This is a genomic window from Dyella sp. A6 (assembly GCF_036320485.1).
Lineage (GTDB): Bacteria > Pseudomonadota > Gammaproteobacteria > Xanthomonadales > Rhodanobacteraceae > Rhodanobacter_A > Rhodanobacter_A aluminiiresistens.
The window spans coordinates 2,893,752-2,918,172 of sequence record NZ_CP132911.1 but is presented as its reverse complement, the minus strand read 5'-3'; the positions used below and the strand labels follow the sequence as shown (position 1 = coordinate 2,918,172).

General features: G+C 66.1%; 16 protein-coding genes. 7 read left to right on the top strand and 9 right to left on the bottom strand.

Going from position 1 to position 24,421, the window contains the following annotated elements; all coding sequences use genetic code 11:
• Positions 1-56: 56 nt before the first annotated feature.
• The 3 genes from RA164_RS13165 to pgmB form a co-directional block, all read right to left on the bottom strand.
• Entirely contained in the window at positions 57-1,325 is a 1,269-nt protein-coding gene (locus tag RA164_RS13165; protein ID WP_329741296.1) for an MFS transporter, read from the bottom strand.
• A 217-nt stretch (positions 1,326-1,542) separates the two neighbouring features.
• Positions 1,543-4,071, bottom strand: coding sequence for a TonB-dependent receptor (locus tag RA164_RS13160; RefSeq protein WP_329741295.1), 2,529 nt, complete (start codon positions 4,069-4,071; stop codon positions 1,543-1,545).
• A gap of 59 nt (positions 4,072-4,130) precedes the next feature.
• Positions 4,131-7,169 (bottom strand): beta-phosphoglucomutase, encoded by a 3,039-nt coding sequence (gene pgmB / locus RA164_RS13155; RefSeq protein WP_329741294.1) that lies wholly within the window; start codon positions 7,167-7,169, stop codon positions 4,131-4,133.
• Positions 7,170-7,556: 387 nt separating this feature from the next.
• Between pgmB and RA164_RS13150 the strand changes: the two genes are divergently transcribed.
• Positions 7,557-8,516 (top strand): LacI family DNA-binding transcriptional regulator, encoded by a 960-nt coding sequence (locus tag RA164_RS13150; protein ID WP_329743553.1) that lies wholly within the window; start codon positions 7,557-7,559, stop codon positions 8,514-8,516.
• A gap of 27 nt (positions 8,517-8,543) precedes the next feature.
• On the opposite strand, the gene RA164_RS13145 is transcribed toward RA164_RS13150, so the two are convergent.
• A complete protein-coding gene (locus RA164_RS13145) occupies positions 8,544-10,061 on the bottom strand; it encodes a sensor histidine kinase (protein ID WP_329743552.1) in 1,518 nt (505 codons plus the stop codon).
• Between the two features lie 421 nt (positions 10,062-10,482).
• On the opposite strand from RA164_RS13145, the gene sucC reads away from it, so the two are divergent.
• The 3 genes from sucC (at position 10,483) to RA164_RS13130 (ending at position 14,393) form a co-directional block, all read left to right on the top strand.
• Positions 10,483-11,646, top strand: coding sequence for an ADP-forming succinate--CoA ligase subunit beta (gene sucC, locus RA164_RS13140; RefSeq protein ID WP_329741293.1), 1,164 nt, complete (start codon positions 10,483-10,485; stop codon positions 11,644-11,646).
• A 14-nt stretch (positions 11,647-11,660) separates the two neighbouring features.
• The gene (sucD, locus tag RA164_RS13135) at positions 11,661-12,536 is read left to right on the top strand and encodes a succinate--CoA ligase subunit alpha (RefSeq protein ID WP_329741292.1); all 876 of its coding nucleotides are present in this window, start codon (positions 11,661-11,663) and stop codon (positions 12,534-12,536) included.
• A 234-nt stretch (positions 12,537-12,770) separates the two neighbouring features.
• A complete protein-coding gene (locus RA164_RS13130; protein WP_329741291.1) occupies positions 12,771-14,393 on the top strand; it encodes an NAD+ synthase in 1,623 nt (540 codons plus the stop codon).
• 90 nt (positions 14,394-14,483) lie between these two features.
• On the opposite strand, the gene RA164_RS13125 is transcribed toward RA164_RS13130, so the two are convergent.
• Positions 14,484-15,338 carry an outer membrane protein assembly factor BamD gene (locus RA164_RS13125; protein ID WP_329741290.1) on the bottom strand — a complete coding sequence of 285 codons (855 nt, stop codon included), beginning with the start codon at positions 15,336-15,338 and terminating at the stop codon, positions 14,484-14,486.
• A 71-nt stretch (positions 15,339-15,409) separates the two neighbouring features.
• Here RA164_RS13125 and rluD point away from each other — a divergent pair, with 71 nt between their 5' ends.
• On the top strand, positions 15,410-16,384 hold the full coding sequence (gene rluD / locus RA164_RS13120) for a 23S rRNA pseudouridine(1911/1915/1917) synthase RluD (protein WP_329741289.1): 975 nt from the start codon (positions 15,410-15,412) through the stop codon (positions 16,382-16,384).
• Between the two features lie 15 nt (positions 16,385-16,399).
• Positions 16,400-17,149, top strand: coding sequence for a peptidoglycan editing factor PgeF (pgeF, locus tag RA164_RS13115; RefSeq protein ID WP_329743551.1), 750 nt, complete (start codon positions 16,400-16,402; stop codon positions 17,147-17,149).
• 86 nt (positions 17,150-17,235) lie between these two features.
• Here the strand turns inward: pgeF and RA164_RS13110 are convergent, their stop codons facing one another.
• The 4 genes from RA164_RS13110 to RA164_RS13095 are packed head-to-tail and all read right to left on the bottom strand — an operon-like array spanning position 17,236 to position 21,876.
• Positions 17,236-18,483, bottom strand: coding sequence for an AGE family epimerase/isomerase (locus RA164_RS13110; RefSeq protein ID WP_329741288.1), 1,248 nt, complete (start codon positions 18,481-18,483; stop codon positions 17,236-17,238).
• Entirely contained in the window at positions 18,480-19,454 is a 975-nt protein-coding gene (locus RA164_RS13105; RefSeq protein ID WP_329741287.1) for a carbohydrate kinase family protein, read from the bottom strand. Before RA164_RS13105 ends, RA164_RS13110 begins: the two co-directional genes overlap by 4 nt.
• Before the next feature lies 1 nt (position 19,455).
• Positions 19,456-20,799 (bottom strand): L-fucose:H+ symporter permease, encoded by a 1,344-nt coding sequence (gene fucP, locus RA164_RS13100; RefSeq protein ID WP_412731032.1) that lies wholly within the window; start codon positions 20,797-20,799, stop codon positions 19,456-19,458.
• A 15-nt stretch (positions 20,800-20,814) separates the two neighbouring features.
• Entirely contained in the window at positions 20,815-21,876 is a 1,062-nt protein-coding gene (locus tag RA164_RS13095) for a LacI family DNA-binding transcriptional regulator (RefSeq protein WP_329743549.1), read from the bottom strand.
• A 144-nt stretch (positions 21,877-22,020) separates the two neighbouring features.
• On the opposite strand from RA164_RS13095, the gene RA164_RS13090 reads away from it, so the two are divergent.
• Complete coding sequence (locus tag RA164_RS13090; protein WP_412731031.1) at positions 22,021-24,357, top strand: GH92 family glycosyl hydrolase; 2,337 nt, start codon at positions 22,021-22,023, stop codon at positions 24,355-24,357.
• Positions 24,358-24,421 lie beyond the last annotated feature (64 nt).

Genomic DNA, 24,421 nt, shown 5'->3' with positions numbered 1-24,421 from the left:
CTCCTGATGCATGTGGGACGGCAGCATCCGTCGCTGTCGCCGGGAAGTGGTGTCGCCTATTTGCCTGCCAGGCTGATCCGGGCAGGCTGGCCGCCCTTGCCGTGGCGGTCCGTCTCGCGCTTGAAGAAGAACAGCGTGACCAGGATCAGCGTCATCGGCACCAGCGAAAAGTAGAACGCGTCGATGCCGTTGAAGCGCGAGAACACGATGGCGGTGATGCGCGAACCGAGCGTGCCGCCCAGTGCGGAAAAGATCACGATCAGGCCGGTCATGGCTGCGTGCGACGGCTTAGGCAGCGAGCTGAGCGCCACCGAATTGATGACCGGGTAGATCGGTGCCATCAGCAGGCCGATCAGCGGAATCAGGTAGGCGGCCGCCGGTGCGTTGAGCCAGCCGACGTGCGGGTTCGTCACCACCCCGCGCGCCAGTGGCAGCACCAGCAATACCACCGCGCCCATGCCAAGTACGCAGATGTTGAGCAGGGTGTACCAGCGCACCCGGCGCAGTACCTGACCGGCGCCGATGCGGCCGATCGCAGTGGTCGCGGCCAGAATGCTCGCCATCTGGATGCTCATCGCATTGGGCAGCTTGAGGATCTCGTTGTTGAAGGTCGGCAGCCAGGTGCCGAAGCTCTGTTCGATCAGCACGTACAGGAACGCCGAGGCCAGGAACACGTAGACCAGCGGACGCACGAACAGGTGCACCATCTCCAGCAGCGAGCCGCGCATGGACTTGCCTTCTTCGCTGCGCGCGGCGGACTCGTCCATGCGCGATGTGGCCAGCAGCGCGATCACCAGCACGCAGATCACCGCCAGCAGCCAGTAGACGTTGAGCCAGGACGGATTGGCCGGCGCGCTGCGGTCGACGAAGGCGCTGAACAGCCAGCCGGCGATCAGCACGCCGACCATGAAGACACCCTCGATGGTGTTGGTCAGGCGGCCGTGTTCGGCCTTGTCGTCGGTCAGCAGACCGATCGAGGAATAGACGGACACCTTGACCAGCGCGAACGACACGCCGACACAGGTGAACAGCAGTTCGGTGGTATGGAAGCCGGGGAACATCGGCATCAGTACGCAGGCCACGGCGACGATGGCCAGCGCGATCATCATCGCGCGCCGGTAGCCGAGCAGGGGCAGGAACGATGCGACCAGGAACGAGGTGATCGCTATCGGCAGGTCCTTGAACAGTTCCAGCAGGCTGGCCTGTGGCTTGCCGACGCCGAAGGTGTAGATCGACTGCAGGATCACCGTGCCGACGCTGTTGAGAAGTATCGCGAAGACCATGTAGATCAGGGCCAGCGCGGCGATCATGCGGAATCGGTTCATGCGGTGCTGCCTGCGGATCGGTGCATGTGGGCCGGCCGTGCCGGCGGTGATCGGCGACCCATGCCGGTCGCCGGGCTCATCGCGCGGGTCACGATGGCACGGCGCATGCGTCGTTGCCACCGTGCATGCCAACCCCGGACCTGCCGGACGGGGAGCATCCGGCAGGTCGAACGGTTCCCCGGGGAGGTTGGGAACCGCGGGTCGGCATCCGCTACCTTCAGAAGCGGTACTTCGCCTGCAGGCTGTACTCGCGGCCTTCCAGCGGGCGGGCCAGGATGACGCCGGTCGCGCCGGCCGCCGAACCGGCAATGCGCGAGTTCGACTCGGTCAGGCCCAGTGCGTTGGTGACATTCGAGCCCATCAGCGTGAACACCCAGTTCTTGCCGTAGTCGAACTGCGCACCGACATCGAAGTCGTTGTAGCTGCCCAGTTCCTGCAGGCCGGTCTGGTCCTGGGTGTGGTTGCCGACGTGTTCCCAGGTCGCCCACAGGCGCAGATCGCCGTATGCGGTGGGAATGCGGAAGGCCGGGGTCAGGCGGAACTGCACCTTCGGCTGGCGTTGCAGCTGCTTGCCGTTGATGTTGGTGTAGAACACGCCACTCGGATTGCCGGCCGTCGGGAGTCCGTAGAACGCCACGTTGCCCTCGAAGTGTGAGTAGTGGCCATCCATCCAGTCCCCGACCCAGTCCACCGAGAAGAGCTGGTTGGGCGTGGTGTACTTCATGTTGAAGTTGATGCCCTTGGTGTCCGAACCGTAGGTGGACTTGGCGCCGGTCGGTACGCCGAACACCGACGGCTGATAGCTCAGGCCGTCGAACTGGCGATGGTAGAAGGACACGTTCGCCAGGAACTCGCGGCTCTCATACTTGTAGCCCACCTCGAAGTTCTGGATCTTCAGCAGCGGCGGCGTGTTGCCGGTGGTGCTGCCACGCATGTCGTCGAAACTGTTGAAGTGCACACCCTTGTTGGCGCGCGCATAGACGGCCATGTTCTCCCGAATCTTGTAGGTGGCGCCGATGGTCCACGACGGATGCGTCTTGTTGTAGTCGGTACGGGTATACGTGCCATTGCACATCGACACCGTGTTGTCGTACAGGGTGTAGGCATTGCCGTCGATGTTGACCGGCGAGAGGTTGCAGACGGTGTTGTGGGCGTTCTCGTTCTCGACCCGGCCCGACGCATCCAGCAGCCACTGGCCGATCTTCCACGAGTCGGACAGGTAGAACGCCTTGTTGGTGGCGACGCCGTTCTCGGTGATGTTGTAGCCGCCGTTGTAGATCAGGCCCTGCCCGTTGGTGACGTAGTAGGTCTGGCCGTTCTGCACGTAGCTCACCGCGATCGGCGTGGCGTTCGGGGTGTTGGTCATCAGCATCGGGTTGCCGAGCGACCAGCGATCATTGTCGGTGTAGTGCGCCAGGTACAGGCCCGCGGTCAGCGTGTTGCCCTCGAACAGCCGGCGGCTCACGCGGAAGTCGTTGACGACGTACTTCAGGTTCTTGTGGATGTGCCACCAGCCCTGGCTGATCACGTCGGCATTGGGGTTGGTGACCATGCCGGAGCCGTTGGTGTAGCTGGCGGTGACCGCTGCGCCGGTCGGAACGCCATTGCCGGTCTCCCACGAGGACAGCGTCTGCGGGTTGGAGCCGGAGAACAGCGCATTGGTGTCCATGTTGCCGCCGTCGACCAGGAACTTGTCGCTGATGCTCCAGCCGTTGCCGTAATCCCAGTCGAAGTTGGCACCGAAGAAGCCCAGCTTGGCGCCGCGGCCATCGGCCAGGTTGGCGTTGGTGCCGCCACCCGGATAGCTCTCCAGGTACACGTGCTGCATGGCGCGGCTGTAGTAGGTGTCGGTCAGCGGATTGAAGCCGGGGTACGCGGAGAAGTTACCCGGGCTGTTCTGGATCAGCGGAATCGGCGTGATGAACTGGTTCTTATCGTCCAGGCCACGCGCCCAAAACACCAGCGAGCCGGCATCCCAGTCGCGGGTAAGCGTGGCGGTGAGCTGGCCGCCCTTGTTCGCGGCGAATTGCGGGTCGCGCACGCCATCGGACTTGCGCCAGAAGCCGCCGATGCTGCCGTACCAGCCGTTCTGGCCAATCGGGAAGCCGTAGAAGCCGTCCAGGCGTTCCTTGCCTTGCGAGCCGTAGGTCAGGCCGATGTCGCCCGATGGCGTATCGGTGCCCTGCTTCAGGATGTAGTTGGAGGTGAGGCCGATCTGGCCGTCGCCGAAGACCACCGAGGGGCCGCCCTGCAGGATTTCGACATGGTCGACGGTGTCATCGAAGCGGAACATCGAGCTCTGCTCGAAGAACGACAGCGAGGGCATGCCATACAGCGGCGTGCCCATGATCTGGTTGGTGTAGAAGGGCGCGTCGCCGCCGCCCGGGAAGCCGGCCACCTCGATGTTGGCGCCGGTCTCGCCGCCGGTGGATTCCGGCCATACGCCGGGGGATAGCTTCAGCAGGTCGGCCGAGCTGCGCGGATTGGCAAGCTGGATCTGATTGTTGGTGGCGGTGGTGATCGAATAGCTCGCGTCGATCTTGCGCACGCCGCCAGTGGTGGCCACGCCGGTCACGACCATCTGCTCCAGGTTCTGCGCGTTCTTCACGCTGGGCTTGTGCGCCGCGGCCTGCTTGGTGGATGTCGTGGACGACTGTGCGCTGCCCTGAGCATAGGCGGTGCCAGCCATCAGCGTCGCGGCGATCGCCGCCGATAACGTCAGACGTGTCAGTTGCTTGTTCTTCATTGCGTTACTCCCCAACCATTTGTTTATTGATGACGCGGATACCCGCGCCGCTTTACCGCTTATGTCGTGAGTTGCCCGAGATCGAACGCGGCAATGTCCGGCAACAGCCGGTCTGCATCGGCCAGTGCCTCCGCCTGGCCGATGCCAAGCGCCGTCATTCCGGCAGCGCGAATGCTCGCGATGCCGGCGGCGGCGTCCTCCACGCCGAGGCAATCGGCCGGCATGAGCTCCAGGCCGGCTGCCGCGGCAAGAAAAATCTCCGGATCGGGCTTGGGTCGCGCGATGCGCGCGGCGTCGACCACGTAGTCGAAAAGCTCGGCAATCCCCAGGCGTTCCAGTAGCAGTGGTGCGTTGCGGCTGGCCGATGCCAGTGCGGTCTTCAGGCCGGCACGGCGTACCGAGGCAACCGCGTCGCGCGCGCCCGGCAGCAGGTTGTCCGGACCGAAGCGTTCGATCTGCTGGCGGTAGTAATCGTTCTTGCGCGTGGCCAGTGCTTCCTTTTCGGCCTCCGAATAAGGGCGCGCGGCCTTTTCCAGCAGGATCTCCAGCGACGCGCGGCGATCGACGCCCTTCAGGCGCTCGCCGATCGAGTCATCGAACGGCAGGCCGATCTCGCCGGCCAGCTTTTTCCAGGCGGCATGGTGAACCACTGCGGTGTCGGCAATCACACCGTCGAGGTCGAAGATCACGCCCTTGAACGGCCGCGGCAGGGCTGCCTTTCCGGATAGCGGCATCACGGTCTCGTGGTCGGCTTGCAGGATCACCGGACGGCCGCGATGACGGATCTCGAGCGGCGCGCCGTCGATAAGCCGGTATTCGACACCCCCGGATGTGACCGTTACGCGAATCTGCCGGCCGCGCCACTGCAGGCCGAAGCGGTAACCGCGCCATGCGGTTGGCAGCGAGGGCGCGAACGTGGGTGTGCCGTCGACATTGCGGAAACCGCCGAAGCCCCACACCAGGCCGAGCCAGCTGCCGCCCATGGCGGCCAGATGCACGCCGTGGGCCGTGTTGCCGTGCGAGTCGTCCAGGTCCACGCGCAGCGCATCCTGGAAGTAGTGCCAGGCCTTGTAGTCGTATCCGACCTCGGCGGCGACAATGCCGAAGGTGGACGCCGACAGCGTGGAGTCGTGCACGGTGACGCCTTCGTAGTAGTCGAAGTTGCGTCGCTTGCTGGCCAGGTCGATGTCTGCGCCGGCCAGCACGAAGGCCTGCAGTACATCGGCTTGCTTGCAGACCTGGTAGCGGTAGATGGTCAGTGGATGCAGGCGCAGCAGCAGCGGGTTGTGCTGGGTGTCGCTGCGTAGCGATTCGGGCAGCCGGGGCTTTTCCAGGAACGCGTCGTCTTGCGGAAAGATGCCCAGTTGCTCGTCCACCGGCAGGTACATCGCGTCGGCGGCACGGCGCCATTCGCCCGGTTCGCCGCTGGTCAGGCCGATCGCTGCAGCCACCCGGGCGTGCTCGGCGGGGTGTTCGCTCGCGAGCCAGTCGGCGACCGAGGCTGCATGGCGCAGGTGCTGTTGCGCCATGCGATTGGTGTAGTGGTTGTTGTCCACCAGTGCGGTGTATTCGTCCGGCCCGGTGACCTGGAAAATGCAGAACGCCTGTCCACGGCGCTGGCTGTAGCTGCCTGCCTGCAGCCAGATGCGGGCGGTTTCGAACAGCATCTCGGCGCCGCCGTCCAGCAGCAGGCTGGTGTCGTCGGTGGCATCCACGTAAAGCTTCAGCGCGAAGGCGATCGCCGCATTGATGTGGTACTGCGCCGACCCGCTGGGGAAGTACGCCGAGCATTCGTCGCCGCCGATGGTCCGCCACGGATACAGTGCGCCGCGTGCGTGGTTCATCTCGCGGGCATGGGCGCGCGCGCGATCGAGCATGCGTACCCGATACGCCAGCATGCCGCGGGCCAGCGCGGGAGCGGTACAGGCCAGCGAGGGCAGCACGAAAGCCTCGGCATCCCAGAAGTAGTGCCCTTCGTAGCCCTCGCCGGTCAGGCTCTTGGCCGCGGCGCTGGCGTGACCGCCGGGTGCGGTCGACTGGCGCAGGTGGAACAGGTTCACGCGCAGGGCCTGTTCGGTAGCCGGGTCGCCATCGATGGCCAGGTCGACCGTCTGCCAGAACCCGGCGCAAGCCGATGCCTGCCTGGCCAGGTGCTGTTCGAACGGTTGTTCCAGGGCCTGCGCCAGCTCGGCCTCGGCGCGTTCGAGCAGACTGGTGTGGGGCGTGTCGTCGCCGGGCTCGTTCCAGGCATACGCCACGTATTTTTCCAGCGTCACGCTGTCGCCCGGCGTCAGCTCGGCGGTGTATCGCTGGCGCGCGCCGTTGTCATCGGTGCTTGCAGTATCGAAGGCCAGCGCTGCGTCGGGCAGGCGGTGGCCCTGCACGCAGGCGAGCCGGATGCCGCTGGCTTGCGTGGCCTGGCCCACGCTGGCGCGGGCCAGGTCGGCCAGGCGATGGGTCAGGCTGAGACCGCCGTCGACGCGGACGCCGATGCGCGGATCGTCGCCCTGGCCGGTGGCCGTCACCCCCGTCGCCAGGCACGAGTCGAGGGCGATCGGGCCGCGATAGTCGATCGAGCGGATGCGGTAGCGCAGGCAGAGCAGGCCGTGCGTGTGCCACGGCACGATGCGTTCGGCCTGGATTTCCACGCTGGCACCCGTGGGCGAGCGCCACGTCGTGTGACGGCGCAGGCGGCCATCGCGCAGCTCCAGCGATTGCTCGAAAGCCAGCAGCTCGCCCTTGTCCAGCTCGACCGGCTGCCCGTCCAGGGTCAACCCGATGCGGGTGCCGTCGACCACCGGCAGGCGGGTGTCGGTATGACGGGCAAAGCCGGGGAAGCGCTCGTGGTATTCGATCGGCGTGCGTTCCCAGACGCCGCCGAGAAAGCTGGCCTGGCTGGGGCTGGGCGCCTCTTCCAGGCCGCCACGGACGCCGAGGTGGCCATTGGCCAGCGCGAACAGGCTTTCGAAGTGCGCATCACGTGCAGGGTTGCGGTCGGTGCGGACCAGTCGCCACGGATCCAGCGCGCCGCCAGCCTGGGGCTGGGCGGGCGCTGCAACGCGTTCGGCGACGGTCGATGACGCATCTTGATGCTGCACGTGGAACTCTCCCCGAATGGATCACCGGCGGCTCGATCGGCGCCTTGGGGGCGGAGCATACGAGGCAATGATATCGATATCAAGGTATCGATATCATTATTGCGTCGCATCATTTTTCCTTGTCATATCAATAAGTACGACGAAATGGTCGCGGATGCCGGTTGGCGGCGATGCTTGCCGCTGCCGGGCGAGGGCCGGGCAGGCCTTGCGCCATGCGGGGGCGGCTCGATTGAACCGTTATCCGCGGCAGGCCACACTAGGCCGCGGGTGCACCGGCCGACTACGGCGACCGGTGCACATGGCATATGCCCATCGATCATGATCCGGAGACATGGCTTGAGTCCCGCCAAGAAGAAGCAGCCCGTCGCCGCACGTCCCAGTCCCACCATGGCGGACCTGGCGAAGCTGGCGGGGGTGTCCAAGATCACCGTCTCGCGCGCACTGGGCGACAGCCCGCTGGTGACGCCGGAGACGCGCGAACGCATCCAGACGCTGGCTCGCAAGCACGGCTACAAGCTCAACGTGAATGCCCGCAACCTGCGTCTGCGGCGCAGCCACACGGTGGCGGTGATCGTTGAGATGAAGCCGTCTTCCAGCCGCACGATGTGGGATCCCTACCCGCTGTCGCTGCTGGGCGGTATCTCGCAGGAACTGACTTCGGCCGGCTACAGCGTGCTGCTGACGACGCGCCAAGGTGCCGCCGACGCGGTGGTGCAGGCGGCGGACGGGGTGATCCTGCTGGGGCAGGGCGTGCGCCAGGACGCGGTCCGGCTGTACGACAAGCTGGGTCTGCCGATGGCGGTGTGGGGGGCGGAAAGCGAGCACGACAAACATATCGTGGTCGGCAGCGACAATCGCCAGGGCGGCATCAGCGTGGCCGAGCGCTTTCTTTCGATCGGGCGACGCCACCCGGTGTTCATCGGCAACCCCGATCACCCGGAAATGGCGCAGCGTCTGCATGGCTTCGTCGATGAGCTGGCCGGCCAGGGCATCAAGCCGCTGCTGCTGCAGCGGGTCGACTGGACGCTGGATTCCGGCGCCGACGCGGTCCGTTCGCTGGCCAGCCGCAAGGTACACTTCGATGCCATTTTTGCCTGCAGCGACCTGCTGGCGATGGGCGCGATCCGGGCGCTGGTGGAGCTGGGCCTTTCCGTGCCGAACGACGTATCGGTGGTCGGCTATGACGATACCCCGCACGGCGCCAGTTTCCTGCCGCCGCTTTCCACGGTCAGGCAGAACTGGCAGGAGGGGGGCGTGCTGCTGGCGCGCAAGGTACTGGCGATGATCCAGGGGCAGCCGGTCGCATCGCAGATGCTGCCGACGACCCTGGTGGTGCGCTCGACCTGAGTTGCCCCGGCCCGGCCGGATGCCGTCTCAGGCGGCTGTTTCGGCGATGCGTGCCGGCGGCGTGAGCACCAGCCGGAAGCAGCTGCCGCCACCGGCCACGCGCACATATTCCAGCGCTGCCTGGTTGGCTTCGGCCATCTGCCGCGCCAGGTACAGGCCCAGGCCGGTGCCATATTCGTGGGTGGTGTAGAACGGCTCGAAGATCTGCGCGGCCACCTTGGGCACGATACCGGGGCCGCGGTCGATCACTTCCAGGATCGGCGTGCCATGCTCGCCCTGACGTGCCACCACCATCACCCGCGCGGGCTCGCCCGGCATGCGGCCGTAGCGCAGGGCGTTCTGCACCAGATTCCAGACCACCTGCTGCAATTGCTGCGGGTCGGCCACGGCGACCACCTCGCCACTGCTGTTGATGGCGCGCAGCGAGTCGCCGCCCAGGTCGTTGCCCAGGCGGTATTCGTCGACGAAGTCGCTGACCCAGTGGCCCAGGTCCAGGGTTTCCGGCCGCGAACGCTCGCGGCGAGACAGTTGCAGGATGTTCTCGATGATCTCGTTCAGGCGCACACAATGGTTGTTGATGATTTCCACCATGCGCCGGTCGCTGTCGTTCATGTCGTCCGATTCGGCCAGCAACTGGGCCGAATAACGGATGGCCGCCAGCGGATTGCGGATTTCATGTGCAATCGAGGCGGACAGGCGGCCCAGCGAGCTGAGCGTCAGTTCTTCGGCACGGCGCGAGACCAGTGACGTGTCATCGAGGAAGATGAGCACCAGCGAATCGTCGTTCGGTGCCAGCCGGGTGAAGCGCGGGACCACTTCGGGTGTGCCGTCGGCGAGCTGGGTGGCGCTCTCATCCAGCTTGCCTGAGGTCATCCAGTGATACAGGCGGCGGGACAGCTCGGGAGCCAGCCGGCCAAGGTCGCGCTGGTCGGCCGACGGGTTGCCCATCAGCATCCAGGCCGACTCGTTGATCTGGTGGATGCGGTTGGCGTCGTCCACCAGCAGCACGCCGGTCTTCATGCGGCGGATGATCAGCTCGTTGACCTGGGAAAGGTTGGCCAGGTCGATGCTGCGCTGTTCGGCCAGTGCCTCGGTGGCCTTCATCTGCCGGTTCAGCACATTGCACAGCGCCACGATGGCGAAGTAGGCCAGCCCGAACAGGCTCGATTCCAGCAGCCGGTGGTCGCCGCCGGGGGTGGCCAGCACGGTGTGGCCGATCAGCCCCAGCGTGGCCAGCGCAGCGAAAAACGCGGCAAGTCGCAGTGGCAGCAGCAGGGCACCGGCCGCCAGGTTGACCGCCAGCATCATTTCTATGCCGATCCGCGCGCTGTTCATGGCGCTCAGCGCGAGCACGGCGATCAGCACGTCCACCACCAGGGTGATCGATACCGCCAGCTGGATCCGCTGCAGCATCTTGCGCACCGACAGCAGCGTCAGCACGGAAAAGGCGAAGTACAGCAGGGCCAGGCCCTGCGCGATGCCGGTGTGGGGCAGTCGTGGCCAACCAAGACCGGGCGGGCTGAAGGCCAGACCGGTATAGACCATGGCCTGGGCTACCCGGAAATAGCACAGGAACAGCAGCTCGTGGCGAATCACGCTGGGTACGGCGACAGCGGGCGACGGCTCGGATGGCGGGCGACGGGACACGGGCGGTGCTCGGCGACTAGGTCAGGCCAGTCTATCGGCTGTCGCACGGAGGCCGCCACATGGCGCCGCGTCGCCGGCTTTGGGCGATGCGCAAAAGGCCGCCGTGGGGCGCTTTGCGGGGGATTCGACCAAGGGCCCCTTTCCATTGCGGCCCGCTTCCACGAAAATAGGCGGCCGTGTTGCGCGGTTCCCGTCATGTTGAAGCATGGCCGCGGCGCATGCATGCCGGCAGCGCGTTCCGAACCGCCGTCCGTTTCCAGCCCGCGCCGGGTGTCTTGAGCGCGAGTCCGACCCTTCCCCCGTTCACTCGAGGTATCGAATGAATTTCCACGAGTACCAGGCCAAAGAATTGTTCGCGCAGTACGGTATTACCGTGCCGCCGGGCAAGGTCGCCAATTCCCCCGATGCCGCCGTCGACGCCGCCAAGGCGCTGGGCGGTTCCCAATGGATGGTCAAGGCGCAGATCCACGCAGGTGGCCGCGGCAAGGCCGGCGGCGTCAAGTTCTGCAAGAGCCTCGACGCCGTCCGCGATGCCGCCAAGGGCATGCTGGGCACCAAGATGGAGACCTACCAGTCCGCCGGCCGTGCGCTGCCGGTGAACCTGGTGCTGGTCACCGACGCCACCGATATCGCCAAGGAGCTGTATCTGTCGGTGCTGGTCGACCGTGACAGCAAGTCCGTCTCGTTCATCGCCTCCAAGCACGGTGGCGTGGACATCGAGCAGGTCGCGCGCGACACCCCCGAAGACATCCACACCATCGTGGTGGACTTCGTCGAGGGTCTGCAGCCGTACCAGTGCCGCCAGCTCGGCTTCGCGATGGACCTGAACCCGAAGCAGGTCAACCAGCTGACCAAGATCATGCTGGGCCTGTACAAGCTGTTCAACGAGAAGGACCTGTCGCTGGTCGAGCTGAACCCGCTGGCGATCCTTGCCGACGGCTCGCTGGCCGCGCTCGACGGCAAGGTCAATTCCGACGACAACGCCGAGTTCCGTCACGCTGACCTGGCCGCCATGCGCGACCTGACCCAGGAAGACGCGGCCGAGGCGGCTGCCGTGCAGCACAACCTCAACTACGTGACCATGGACGGCACCATCGGCTGCATGGTCAACGGCGCAGGCCTGGCCATGGCCACCATGGACGTGATCAAGCTGGCAGGCGGCGAGCCGGCCAACTTCCTCGACGTCGGCGGCGGTGCCACCAAGGAGCGCGTGACCGAGGCGTTCAAGCTGATTCTTTCCTCCGACAAGGTGAAGGCCATCCTGGTCAACATCTTCGGCGGCATCGTGCGCTGCGACCTGATCGCCGAAGGCATCATCGCCGCGGTGAAGGAAGTGGGCCTGACCATCCCCGTGGTGGTGCGCCTGCAGGGCACTAACGTCGAGCTGGGCCGCGAACTGCTGGCCAACTCCGGTCTGGCGATCACGCCGGCCGACGATCTCAACGATGCGGCGCAGAAAGCCGTGGCTGCGGCCAAGGCCTGAGGAGTAGCGAACCAATGAGCGTTCTCGTCAACAAGAACACCAAGGTCCTGGTACAGGGCTTCACCGGCCAGCAGGGCACCTTCCATGCGCAGCAGGCGCTGGATTACGGCACCCAGGTCGTCGGTGGCGTGACCCCGGGCAAGGGCGGCAGCGAACACATCGGCCTGCCGGTCTTCAACTCGGTCGACGAAGCCGTCAACGAAACCGGCGCCGACGCGTCGGTGATCTTCGTGCCGCCGCCGTTCGCGGCCGATTCGATCCTGGAAGCGATCGACGCGGGCATCCGCGTGATCGTGGCGATCACCGAAGGCATCCCGGTGCTGGACATGCTGCGCGTGAAGAACGTGCTGGCACAGCATCCGGAAACCGTGCTGATCGGGCCGAACTGCCCCGGCGTCATCACCCCGGGCGAGTGCAAGATCGGCATCATGCCGGGTCACATCCACAAGCCGGGCAAGGTCGGCATCGTGTCGCGTTCCGGCACGCTGACCTATGAAGCCGTGTTCCAGACCACCAACGAAGGTCTGGGCCAGTCGACCTGCATCGGCATCGGCGGCGACCCGATCAACGGCCTGAACTTCATCGACTGCCTGAAGCTGTTCCAGGACGATCCGCAGACCGAAGGCATCATCATGGTCGGCGAGATCGGCGGTTCGGCCGAGGAAGACGCCGCCGAGTTCATCGGCGAGTACGTCAAGAAGCCGGTGGTGTCGTTCATCGCCGGTGCGTCGGCCCCTCCGGGCAAGCGCATGGGCCATGCCGGCGCGATCATCTCCGGCGGCAAGGGCACTGCGGCAGCGAAGTTCGCCGCGCTGGAAAAGGCGGGCGTCACCACGGTGAAGTCGCCGGCCGACCTGGGCAAGACGCTTGCCCAGCTGATGAAGAAGTAATCGACGCGTCCGTGTCGATGCAGAAAGGGCCGCCCTGTGCGGCCCTTTCTTTTGGGCCTGGCGTCATGGCGATTCGCCCGGGTCCAGGCCGTTGGTACGTCGCTGCCTGGCTCTGGCGGCCGGTTCTGCTGCAGCCAAGCCGGTGGCTGAACCGGGGCGGTTCCATGGCACTGGCGCTACCGGCGATGCACTACCATTCGCTCCTGATTTTCCGTATCTCCAAGGATCCGATCCATGGCAGGCCTGAGGCTGGCATTGGCCCAGCACGATTTCCCCGTCGGCGCGGTTGCGGCCAATGCGGCGAAGGTGCGCGAACTGATCGACGAAGCACGTGCCGGTGGTGCGGCACTGGTCGCTTTCCCCGAGCTGACCCTCAGCGGCTATCCGCCGGAGGATCTGCTGCTGCGGCCCAGCTTTCTTGCCGCCTGCCAGCAGGAACTGGAATCGCTGGCCAGCGCCAGCCATGGCCTCACGGCGGTCGTCGGCTTTCCGCACAGCGAGGGCGAGGTCTACAACGCCGCCGCGGTGGTGCGGGATGGCCGCGTGGTGCAGGTGGCGCACAAGCAGGCATTGCCCAATTACGGGGTGTTCGACGATCAGCGCTATTTCCGTCCGGGCCGCGCCAGCAGCATCGCGGTGATCGATGGCGTGCGCGTCGCGGTGTTGATCTGCGAGGACGTGTGGCAGCCCGAGCCGGCGGCAGCCGCCGCGCGTGCCGGCGCCGAGCTGATCCTGGTGGTCAATGCGTCGCCGTGGGACGCGGCCAAGCCAGCCGAGCGCGAGTCGGTGCTGATCGACCGTGCGCGGGAAACCGGCTGCGCGATCGCCTACCTCAATCTGGTCGGTGGCCAGGACGAGGTGGTCTACGACGGCGGCTCGCTGCTGGTGAACGCCGACGGTAAGGTGGCCGCGCGCGCGCCGGCTTTCGTCGATGCGCTGCTGTGGGCCGATTTCGATCCCGCCACGCGCACCTTCGAGGCAGCGGGCTGGCCCATGGTCGCCGATGCATCGGCCGAGGCCGTGCTGTATGCCGGACTGGTCCGCGGCGTCCGCGACTACATCGACAAGAACGGTTTTCCGGGCGTGCTGCTGGGCCTTTCCGGCGGTATCGACTCGGCCTTGACCCTGGCGCTGGCAGTGGATGCGCTGGGTGCCGACCGCGTCACCGCGGTGATGATGCCGTCACGCTATACCTCGACCCTGTCGCTGGACGGCGCACGTGCCCAGGCCGAACGGCTGGGCGTGGACTATCACGTGATCGACGTGGAGCCCAGCGTCGCGTCGTTCATCCAGGCGCTGACGCCCGCCTTCGCCGGCAAGGGGCCCGATACGACTGAGGAGAACCTGCAGTCGCGCACCCGTGGCGTGATGCTGATGGCCTTGTCCAACAAGCATGGCCGGTTGCTGCTGGCCACCGGCAACAAGAGCGAGATGGCGGTGGGCTACGCCACGCTTTACGGCGACATGTGCGGTGCCTACGCGCCGCTGAAGGACGTGTACAAGACGGTGGTGTACCGCCTGGCTCGTTGGCGCAACCTGCAGCCGGACGGTGCCGAGACGATTCCGTCCGCGGTGATCGAGCGGCCACCCTCGGCGGAGTTGCGCGCCGACCAGACCGACCAGGATTCGCTGCCGCCCTACGACGAGCTGGATGCGATTCTCGAACGTTTCATCGAGGGTGAGCAGGCACAGGCGGAAATCGTCGACGCGGGCTTTGCCGCCGAGACCGTGCATCGCGTCGTGCGGCTGGTGCTGGTCAACGAGTTCAAGCGCCGGCAGTCGGCGCCGGGGCCGCGCGTCACCACCCGTGCGTTCGGGCGCGAGCGGCGCTATCCGATCACTTCCGGCTGGCGCTGAGTCGCCAGACCATGCAGGTACGAAAAAGCCGGCGCATGCGCCGGCTTTTTCGGATCGGGCGGCAGCGGTTCGTGCGCCGCCCGGCAAACCTCAGTGATGGCCCGAGAACGGGATCATCTTGCGCAGCGTCGAGGGCGAGTGCGGCCACTTCGGGTCTTTCAGGTACGGGTGGTTCGGATAGTTCAGCGCCAGCACCTTGCGCACCTGCGCGGCCTGTTGCTTCTGGCCCAGCATCAGGTAGCTGCGGCAAAGGATGGCCAGTGCGTCCGACACCTCGGGTGCCTGCTGGTAATGCTCGATCACGTACTGCGCGCGGTCGGCCGAGGCGATGTAGGCCCGGTGGCGAAGGTAGAACTCGGCCACGTTGATCTCGGACTGGGCCAGGATGTTGCGCAGGTAGATCATGCGCTGACGGGCGTCGGCGGCATAAGCGCTGTTGGGGAAGCGGCGGGTCAGTTCGGCGAAATCGTCGAAGGACTTCAGGTTGTAGCCCTGGTCGCGGCGCGACTGGGCGCTGTTGCGGCCGAACCAGCGCTCGATCACGCCACCGGTGCGGTCGAAATTGATCAGGCCGCGCAGGTAATAGGCATAATCCACATGTTTCTGCAGCGGGTAGGTCTTGATGAAGCGGTCGATCGTCGAATAGGCGTCGTCCGGCTTGTTGTCCTTGTACTGCACATAGGCCAGATCGAGCTGGGCCTGCTGGTTGTATGCGCCGGACGGGAAGCGGGCTATCAGACGCTGGTAGTCTTGTTCGGCTGCAGAATAGTCGGCATGCACCATCGCGTTGTGCGCCTTGGCATAGAGCTGCGGCAGCGACATGGTGTCGATGGTCGGCCCCTTGTGGCGGAATATCGCGCAGGCATTCATGCCGATCACGAGAAGGAGCAGCACGAGCCCTTTCAGGGCGGGCAGCAGGATGGCCGACGGCTTGTTTACGCGCATGGAATAAGGATTCAGATGTTTGATCGAAAAGGCATGATAGCCGAAACCGCCCGGAAGCCGGGGAGGACGCAATGACTGTCATCCGTCATGAGGCGGTCGTGCCCCTGTCGGCCGCAGGTCGCAGGTTTGACCAGGCACTGGCCGAGATGTTCCCGGATTATTCGCGCTCGCGTCTCACCGCCTGGGTCAAGGCGGGCGCGATCACGCTGGACGGTGCACCGGTCCCGCCACGCCAGCTTTTGCGTGGTGGCGAACAGGTGCGGCTGGACGCGGAACTGGAAACCGAGGTGGCCAGCCAGCCCGAAGCGATCGAGCTGGCCATCGTCTACGAGGACCCGCACCTGCTGGTGATCGACAAGCCGGTCGGCCTGGTGGTGCACCCGGGTGCCGGCAACCCGAGCGGAACCCTGCTCAACGCCTTGCTGCACCATGATCCGGCACTGGCCGAACTGCCGCGTGCCGGCATCGTGCACCGGCTGGACAAGGACACCTCGGGCCTGATGGTGGTGGCCAGAACATTGCCGGCGTCGACCGCACTGGTCGAAATGCTGTCGCGCCATGCGGTGGAGCGCCAGTACGAGGCGGTGGTGCTGGGCACCATGGTGGCCGGCGGTACCGTCGATGCGCCGATCGGTCGTCACCTCGGCGACCGCCTGCGCCAGGCCGTGCGCGACGAGGAGGACGGCAAGCATGCGGTCACCCACTACCGTCTGCGCGAACGCTTCCGTGCACACAGTCTGATCCAGTGCAATCTGGAAACCGGGCGAACCCACCAGATCCGCGTGCACATGACGCATATCCACCATCCGCTGGTGGGCGACCCCTTGTACGGCGGTGGCCTGAAATTGCCCCGGCGTGCGACCCCGGAGCTGGTTGCCGCGCTGCGCGGTTTCCGCCGGCAGGCGTTGCATGCGGAACGCCTGGCCTTCGAGCACCCGGTGACCGGCGAGGCGATGTCGTTCGAGGCGCCGCGCCCGGCCGACATGGAAACCCTGCTGGCCGCCTTGCGCGACGACCTGGCCGTGAACGGCCCGGATGAGGACTGAGCGGCGATGCCTGCGATGACCGATGCCTGGGTGTTCCCCGAATGGCCGGCGCCACGCGGGGTACATGCGGCGGTGACCACCCGCGACGGGCCCGGCGTGTCGAGCGATCCGTTCGGCCGCTTCAACCTGGGGTGTGCCAGCGGCGAGCTGGTCGATACGGTGGACAGCAACCGTGAGGTACTGCGCCAGTCGCTGGGCCTGCCTGCCGCGCCGCGCTGGTTGCGCCAGATACATGGCAGCACGGTCGCCGAACTCGGCCCGCTGCCGGCTGCCGAACCGCCGCAGGCAGACGCCGCGGTGTCGCGCATTCCGGGTACCGTGCTGGCGATTCTTACCGCCGATTGCCTGCCGGTGTTGTTCTGCGCCGATGACGGCAGCGTGATCGGTGCGGCGCATGCCGGCTGGCGCGGCCTCGCCGCTGGCGTGCTGGAGGCCACCATCGAGCAGATGCAGATACCGGCGTCGCGCCAGATGGCGTGGCTGGGTCCGTGCATCGGCGGCCCCTCGTACGAAGTGGGGGCGGACGTGCGTGCCGCCTTCGTCGAGCATGCTGCCGCTGCAGTGGCATGTTTCAGTGCCACGCGTCCGGGGCATTGGCATTGCGATCTGGCGGCACTGGCGCGGCAGCGGCTGGCTGCCGCCGGCATCACACGGGTCTACGGGGGCGGCTTCGATACCCTGGTCGACCGGCGGTTCTATTCGTACCGGCGCGAGGGTGCGCGCAGCGGCCGCTTCGCCAGCCTGGTCTGGCTGGCCGCGGACTGACGCTCCGATCCCGGCCATGCGATTTCAGGTGGCGATCTGCTGCCCGGGTGCAACGATCCGGGCACACAGGTTTCATGCTGTCGATGTCAGGGCTTCCCGCCGCGACGGATCAGCGCCAGCATTTCGTGGCAGGCACCCATGGTGTGGTAGTCGGTCTTGCCGGCCGGGCTCTTGTCGTCGTCGTACTTGCGGTTGTCGCGGGTCAGGATGCGGAACCAGCCGCCGTAGCGATGATCGACCAGGTGTTGCCACGCGTAGCCCCACAGCTTGCCGTACCACGTGTCGTAGCCGGCGTCGCCGCTGCGCGCGTGCAGCAGGCCCGCGGTGGCCAGCGATTCGGCCTGCACCCAGAAGTACTTGTCGCCGTCGCAGATGCTGCCGTCCGGCGCGAAGCCGTAGCACAGGCCGCCGTGCTCGGGGTCCCAGGCGTGCTTGACGGCGGTGTCGAACAGGTGACGGGCGACCGGCAGCAGCCAGTCGGGTGGGGTGCGGCCCGCGACCTGCAGTTCACGGTCGAGGATCATCAGCAGCTTGGCCCACTCGGTCTGGTGGCCGGGCTGGAAGCCCCAGGGGCGGAACAGGTTGCGCGGGTCGTCCTTGTTGTAATCCGGGTCGACATTCCAGTTACGGTCGTAATGCTCCCACACCAGTCCGCCCATCTTCGCGGCCTGGCGCCGGGTCATGTGATCGGCCAGGGTCAGTGCACGGTCGAGATAGCGGGCGTCGTGGCTGGCCTGCCAGGCGGCGAGCATGGCTTCGCACATGTGCATGTTGGCGTTCTGGCCGCGGTAGTCGCTGAAGTGCCAGTTGGCATCGGCCTCGTCGCGGTAGAGGCCGGCATCGGCGTCCCAGAAGCGCTGTTCCAGCAGGTCCCAGGTTTCGTCCATCCACGGCACGGCCTCGTCCAGCCCCGCCTTGCGCGCGGTGGCGTAGGCGAGCAGCACGAAGGCGACCCCGTAGGCGTGATTGGTCCGGTCTTCAGGCGTGCCATCGCGGATCGTCCAGGTGTAGCCGCCGTTCTGCGGGTTGCGGTGTGCTTCGCGCAGGTAGCGCAGGCCATGCCGGGCGGCATCCAGGTACTCGCCTGCCAGCGCCGCGTCGTCGGCGAATTCCATCGCCGCCATCGCGTAGTTGTAGACGAAGCGGGTGCTGCTCACCAGGTGGCGGTGGCCGCGGTCGTAGATGCGGCCGTCGTCCTTGAAGTACTGGAAGAAACCGCCGTCTGGATCGATCGCATGGGGGTGGTAGAACGCCATGATGTCGGCGACGTGCTGGCGCAGGATCTCGGCCGAGCGCAGGTCGGGCAGGGGTTCGGCAGGCAGGCGGGGACTCATGCGTGCGATTCCATGAAAGCCAGGACTTCGGCCTCGTCGGGCATGGCCGAGAACGAACCCTGGCGAGTAACGGTAAGGGCGCCGGCAGCGGCAGCGAAGCGCAGCGTGGCGTGCAGGCGCGGCAGCTCGGTGATCAGGCGTGGCAGCTCGCCCGGACCGATCGCCTGCGCGGCCAGCCGATACAGCAGGCTGCCCACGAAGGCGTCGCCCGCGGCGGTACTGTCCACGGCGGTGACCTGGTAGGTCGGCAGTTCGCCCTCCGCGTCAGGAGCATACCAGCGCAGCGTGCCGCCGCCGTCGGTGACCACCAGCAACCGGGTGCGGCCCTGCCAGAGTCGATCGAGTACGGCTTCTTCGCTGTCCGTTGCCAGGTAGTCGAATTCTTCCGCGCTCAGTTTGACCAGGTCGGCCAGGGTCAGTGCGTCCCACAGTGTGGGGTGCGCGTCGGCACCGCGCGGCCATAACGCAGGGCGCAGGTTGAGGTCGAAACTGACCAGCGCACCGGCGGCTCGGGCGCGGCGCATGCCCTCGCGGGTGGCTTCGGCCAGCGCGGGGTCGGTCATGCTGTTGGAGCAGACATGGAAGATCGCGGTGTCGGCGAAAGCGTCTGCGCGGAAATCGCGCGGACGGAACAGCAGGTCGGCGGATGGCGGGCGGTAGAAGCTGAAGCTGCGCTCGCCATGCGCATCGAGCGCCACGAAAGCCAGTGCGGTATTCGCATCGTCGGTGCGTACCACGTCGTCCACGCCCACTCCGCTGCGGCGCAGGCTGTCCAGCAGCATGTCGCCGAACAGGTCGGTGCCAAGCATGCCGGCAAAGCGCGCCGGGCCGCCCAGTCGCGCTACCGCCACGGCGACGTTGGCGGGCGCCCCGCCGGCGAAGGGCACGAAAGCGCGCGGAAAGCCGTGGCCGTCCGAACCTTCGGAATGGAAGTCGATCAGCGCTTCGCCGAAGCAGAGGATGGATCGCATGTCAGGCCGATGCCTCCGATGTCGAGGTCGAAGCGACCGCAGGAGATGTGCGCACCTTCGAGCCCGACAGTCCGTAGAACACGATGTAGGCGTAGCACAGCAGCGGCAGCACGAAGGCGTGCTGCACGCCGATGCGGTCGGCCAGGATGCCCTGCAGCAACGGCACCAGGGCACCGCCCACGATCGCCATGATCAGCAGGCTCGATGCCTTGTCGGTGAGCGGGCCCATGCGCTCGATGCCGAGGGCGAAGATGGTGGGAAACATGATCGAGTTGAACAGGCCGATCAGCACCACGCTGTAAACCGCCGTGCTGCCATCGGTGAACATGGTGGTCAGCACCAGCAGGCCCGCGACGACGGCGAACCCGGCCAGCAACCGGCGCGGGTTCAGCCATGCCAGCAGGCCCGAACCCAGGCCACGACCGATCATCGCGCAGAACCAGTACAGCGAGACGAAGTGCGAGGCGCGCTGCTCGGTCATCGCGCCGATCTGCGGCAGCGTCAGGTAATTGGTCATGAAACTGCCGATCGATACCTCGGCGCCCACATAGAAGAAAATCGCCAGCACGCCGAATGCCACATGCGGATGACGCAGGGCGTCGAGCAGGGTGTGCTTGACCTTGTCGGCCTGCTCGGTGCTTTCGGTGAGTGCCGGCAGCCGGAACATCCATACCCCCGCCGCCAGCACGAACAGCACCAGTGCCAGGCCCAGGTAGGGCAGCTGCACCGCCTGGGCCTGATGGGTGCGGTAGGCCAGTTGCTGGGCCGCACCCATGGCGTCGATCTGGTCGTGGCTTTTCACCGTGGCGGACAGGATCAGCAAGCCGCCGAACAGCGGCGCGATGGTCGTGCCCAGTGAGTTCAATGCCTGTGCCAGGGTCAGCCGGCTGGAGCTGGTCTGTGCCGGTCCCAGCAGTGCGACGTAGGGGTTGGCTGCCACCTGCAGCACGGTGATGCCGGTGGCCAGCACGAACAGGGCGCCGAGGAACAGCGAATAGTTGTGGAACTGGGCCGCCGGCCAGAACACCAGCGCGCCGATGCCTGCGATCGCCAGTCCGGCCACAATGCCCAGCTTGAAGCCCAGGTGAGCCACCAGTCGACCGGCCGGAAGCGACATCAGGAAGTACGCGCCGAAAAAGGTGAACTGCACCAGCATCGCGCGGAAATAGTCGAGCTCGAATACCGCCTTGAGGTGCGGAATCAGGCTGTCGTTGAGTGCCGTCAGGAAGCCCCACATGAAAAAGATCGTGGTGAGCACCCCGAACGCCATCGGGTAGTCGGTATAACGCTGACCTCCGTCGCGCGTGGGGGGCGCGGACGAGGACGGTGGTGCGGTGAAGGCCATGCGTGTCTCCCTGGCTCAGGCGGTAGGGGGCGGGCAGCTGCTGTCGCGGACGACCAGCGTTACCGGTGCGATGGTGCGGCTGGCCGGCGTGTCCGGGTGGTGCAGCCGATGCAGCAGCAGTGCGGCGGCCTGCTTGCCGCGTTCCCGCGGCACGGTGGAAAGCGTGGTCAATGGCGGCATGCTGACCTGTGCCTCGGCGATATCGTCGAAGCCGGTCAAGGCAAAGTCGTGACCAGGGCGTCGGCCATGCTGGTAGAGGCCCAGCATCAGGCCCAGCGCCACCGCGTCGTTGTAGCAGACGGCCGCGGTGGGCGAGGTCTTGCCGGCGAACAGCGCGCCGGCCTGGTGTGCGGCATCCAGGCGGGTCGGTGCACTTTCGATCATCCATTGCGATTCGACGCGCAGGCCGGCGGCCTGCATCGCCTGGCGGTAGCCTTCGCGACGTTGGCGGCACGAGCTGGAGTCGCGATGGCCGCCAAAGAAGGCAATGCGCTTGTGTCCCAGCGAGAGCAGGTGTTCGGTCGCCATCTGCGCGCCGTGCTGGTTGTCCAGTGCCAGGGTGTCCCAGTGCGCTACCTCGGGCAGGCTGCCATCCAGTTCGCGGTTGAACAGCAGCAAGGGCATGTGTTCGCCCACCGCGGCCAGGACCTTGCGTGCGTCGCTGCCCTCGGCCGGTGACAGGATGATGCCGCCTGGACCATGTTCCACCAGTGAGCCCAACACGGCCTGCTCGCGCTTGGTCGATTCCGCGCTGCTGCCGAGCAGGGTGACGAAGCCAGCACCGCCCACGGCATCGTCCACGCCGGCGGCGAATTCGGCAAAGAACGGATTGGCCAGGTCGTTGAGCACCAGCGCGATGCTGGATGTGGTGCGCCGGCGCAGGTTGGCTGCGGCGCGGTTATAGACGTACCCTTGGCGACGCAGCTCCGCTTCCACGCGGGCACGGGTGTTCTTGTTCACCAGCGGACTGCCGCGCAGCACCAGCGATACCGTGGCGCGCGAAACATCGCAGCCGGCTGCGATGTCGCTCAGCGTAACTTTGCGTCGAACCTGCGGAGTGCTCCCCATGCTGGATATTCCCCGGTTTGTAACGATCCAAATGTAACCGAATCTCGCCGATCGCGGGAAATTTGTATTCGTGCAGTGCAACATGCGGCGCCCGGTCAGCAGATGCTAGTTTGCATATTTCAAACGATCCAAATCATGCCCTGAGGACCTGACATGCCGCGCCGCCCGATGCTGTCGTACCTGCCGATCATCCTCACCTGCAGTCTTGGTCTGCTGCCTGGCCTGACCATGGCGGCGACAGGGCCTGCCGCCGCGGTCGATCCGCGCATCGGCACCGGTGGTGCCGGCCATACGTTTCCCGGGGCCACCGTGCCGTTCGGCATGATCCAGCTGTCGCCCGATACCGCCATGCCGAATTTCAAGCATGCCTACGCCTGGGCTGCCGGTTACCAGTACGGCGACCCCACCATCATGGGCTTTTCGCACACCCACTTTTCCGGCTCGGGCCATTCGGACCTGGGCGACGTGCTGGTGATGCCGATCGCCGGTGCGGTCAGGCTGGATCCGGGTGATCCGGCCAAGCCCGGCAGCGGTTACCGTTCGCGTTTCAGCCACAACACCGAAGTGGAGCAGGCGGGCTATTACGCGGTGACGCTGAGCGACTACGGCATTCGCGCCGAGCTGACTGCCGGCCGCCGGGTGGGCTGGCACCGCTACACGTTCCCGAAGAACCAGCCGGCCCACGTGCTGCTGGACCTTCGGCCTAGCATCTACGACTACCCGGGCAAGGTGCTCTGGGCACGGCTGCGCGTGCGTCCGGACGGTACGGTGTCGGGTTGCCGCATGACCCGCGGCTGGGCACCCGGCCGCGTGCTGTGCTTCGCCATGCGTTTTTCGCAACCGATGGTGTCGCGGACCCTGTACGACCGCGAGACGAACCTGATCTACAAGGGCTTCAAGGGCCCGGGCAACCAGCCAGTGGATCACGATGCGGAAAATGGCCGCGCACTTGAGGGCGTATTCGACTTCGGCAAGCTGCAGAAGCCGCTGCTGGTGAAGGTGTCGATCTCGCCGGTGAGCGAGGCGAATGCCATTGCCAACCTGGACAAGGACGGCAAGGGCTGGAATTTCGACGCCCGTCGCGCCGAGGCCATGGCGGCCTGGAACAAGGCGCTGTCGGTGATCGACGTGTCGGGCACGCCGAACCAGCGGACCCAGTTCTACACGTCTCTCTATCACGCCATGCTGTCGCCCACCCTGAGCATGGACGTGAACAGCGAATACCGCGGCCCGGACCATGGCGTGCACACGGCCCATGGCTTCGACTTCTACTCCACGTGGTCGCTGTGGGACGTCTACCGCGCGCAGCAGCCGCTGATGGCGCTGCTGCGGCCGGACCTCAGCTCGCAGTTCGTGCGCTCGCTGGTGGCGGCACAGCAGCACAGCCCGTTCGGCATCCTGCCGGTATGGGCGTACCAGGGGCTGGAGACCTGGTGCATGATCGGCTACCACGCGGTGCCGGTGATTGCCGACGCCTACATGCAGGGCGTGCGCGGCTTCGATGCCGACAAGGCGCTCAAGGCGATGATCGCCAGCGCCACCTATGGTCCCTACGGCGACCTGGCCGACTACATGAAGCTGGGCTACGTGCCGATCGACAAGGAACCGGAAGCGGCGTCGAAGACGCTGGAGTACGCCTACGACGACTGGTCGCTGGCGCAGATGGCGCGGGCGATGGGCAAGACCAGGATTGCCGCCGAGTTCGAAAAGCGCGCGGCCAACTGGCGCAACGTATGGGACCCGAAGACCGGTTTCATGCGCGCCAAGCTCAGTGACGGCAAGTTCCGCACGCCGTTCGACCCCACCTACGCCGGTTACGGCAGCGACTACACCGAAGGCAATGCCTGGCAGTATTCCTGGTACGTGCCGCAGGATGTGGCAGGGCTGATCCGGGCGATGGGCGGCGATGCCAAATTCGTCACCAAGCTGGACGAACTGTTCGACGCCAAGGTCGATCCCGGCCACTTCAAGAACGTGGAGGACATCACCGGGCTGATTGGCTGGTACGCGCACGGCAACGAGCCCAGCCACCACATCGCGTACCTGTACGACTACGCCGGTGCGCCGTGGAAGACCCAGCAGCGCCTGAAGCAGATCATGGACAGCCAGTACGATGCACGGCCCGACGGCCTGGCCGGCAACGACGATCTTGGCCAGATGTCGGCCTGGTACATCTTCACCGCGCTGGGTTTCTACCCGGTGACGCCGGCCAGCAACGAATACGCCATCGGCCGGCCGTTCGTGCCGAAGGCCGTGATCCACCTGGAGAACGGCCACACCTTCACCATGGTGGCTGACCATCTTGATGCGGCGCACCCCTATGTCGGCAAGGTCACGCTGAACGGCAAGCCGCTGGATCGGGTGTATCTGCGCCACGCCGATATCGTCGATGGCGGCGTGCTGCACTTCACCATGCAGGCCACGCCCAACCGCCAGTGGGGTCGCAGCGTGGCCGGACGGCCGACGTCAATGAGCCGGTACGAGCCTTGACGGAGTACAGGCGGCGAGGCCGATCTGGCGCTCGCCGCCAACATGTCAGATTATTCCGGTATGG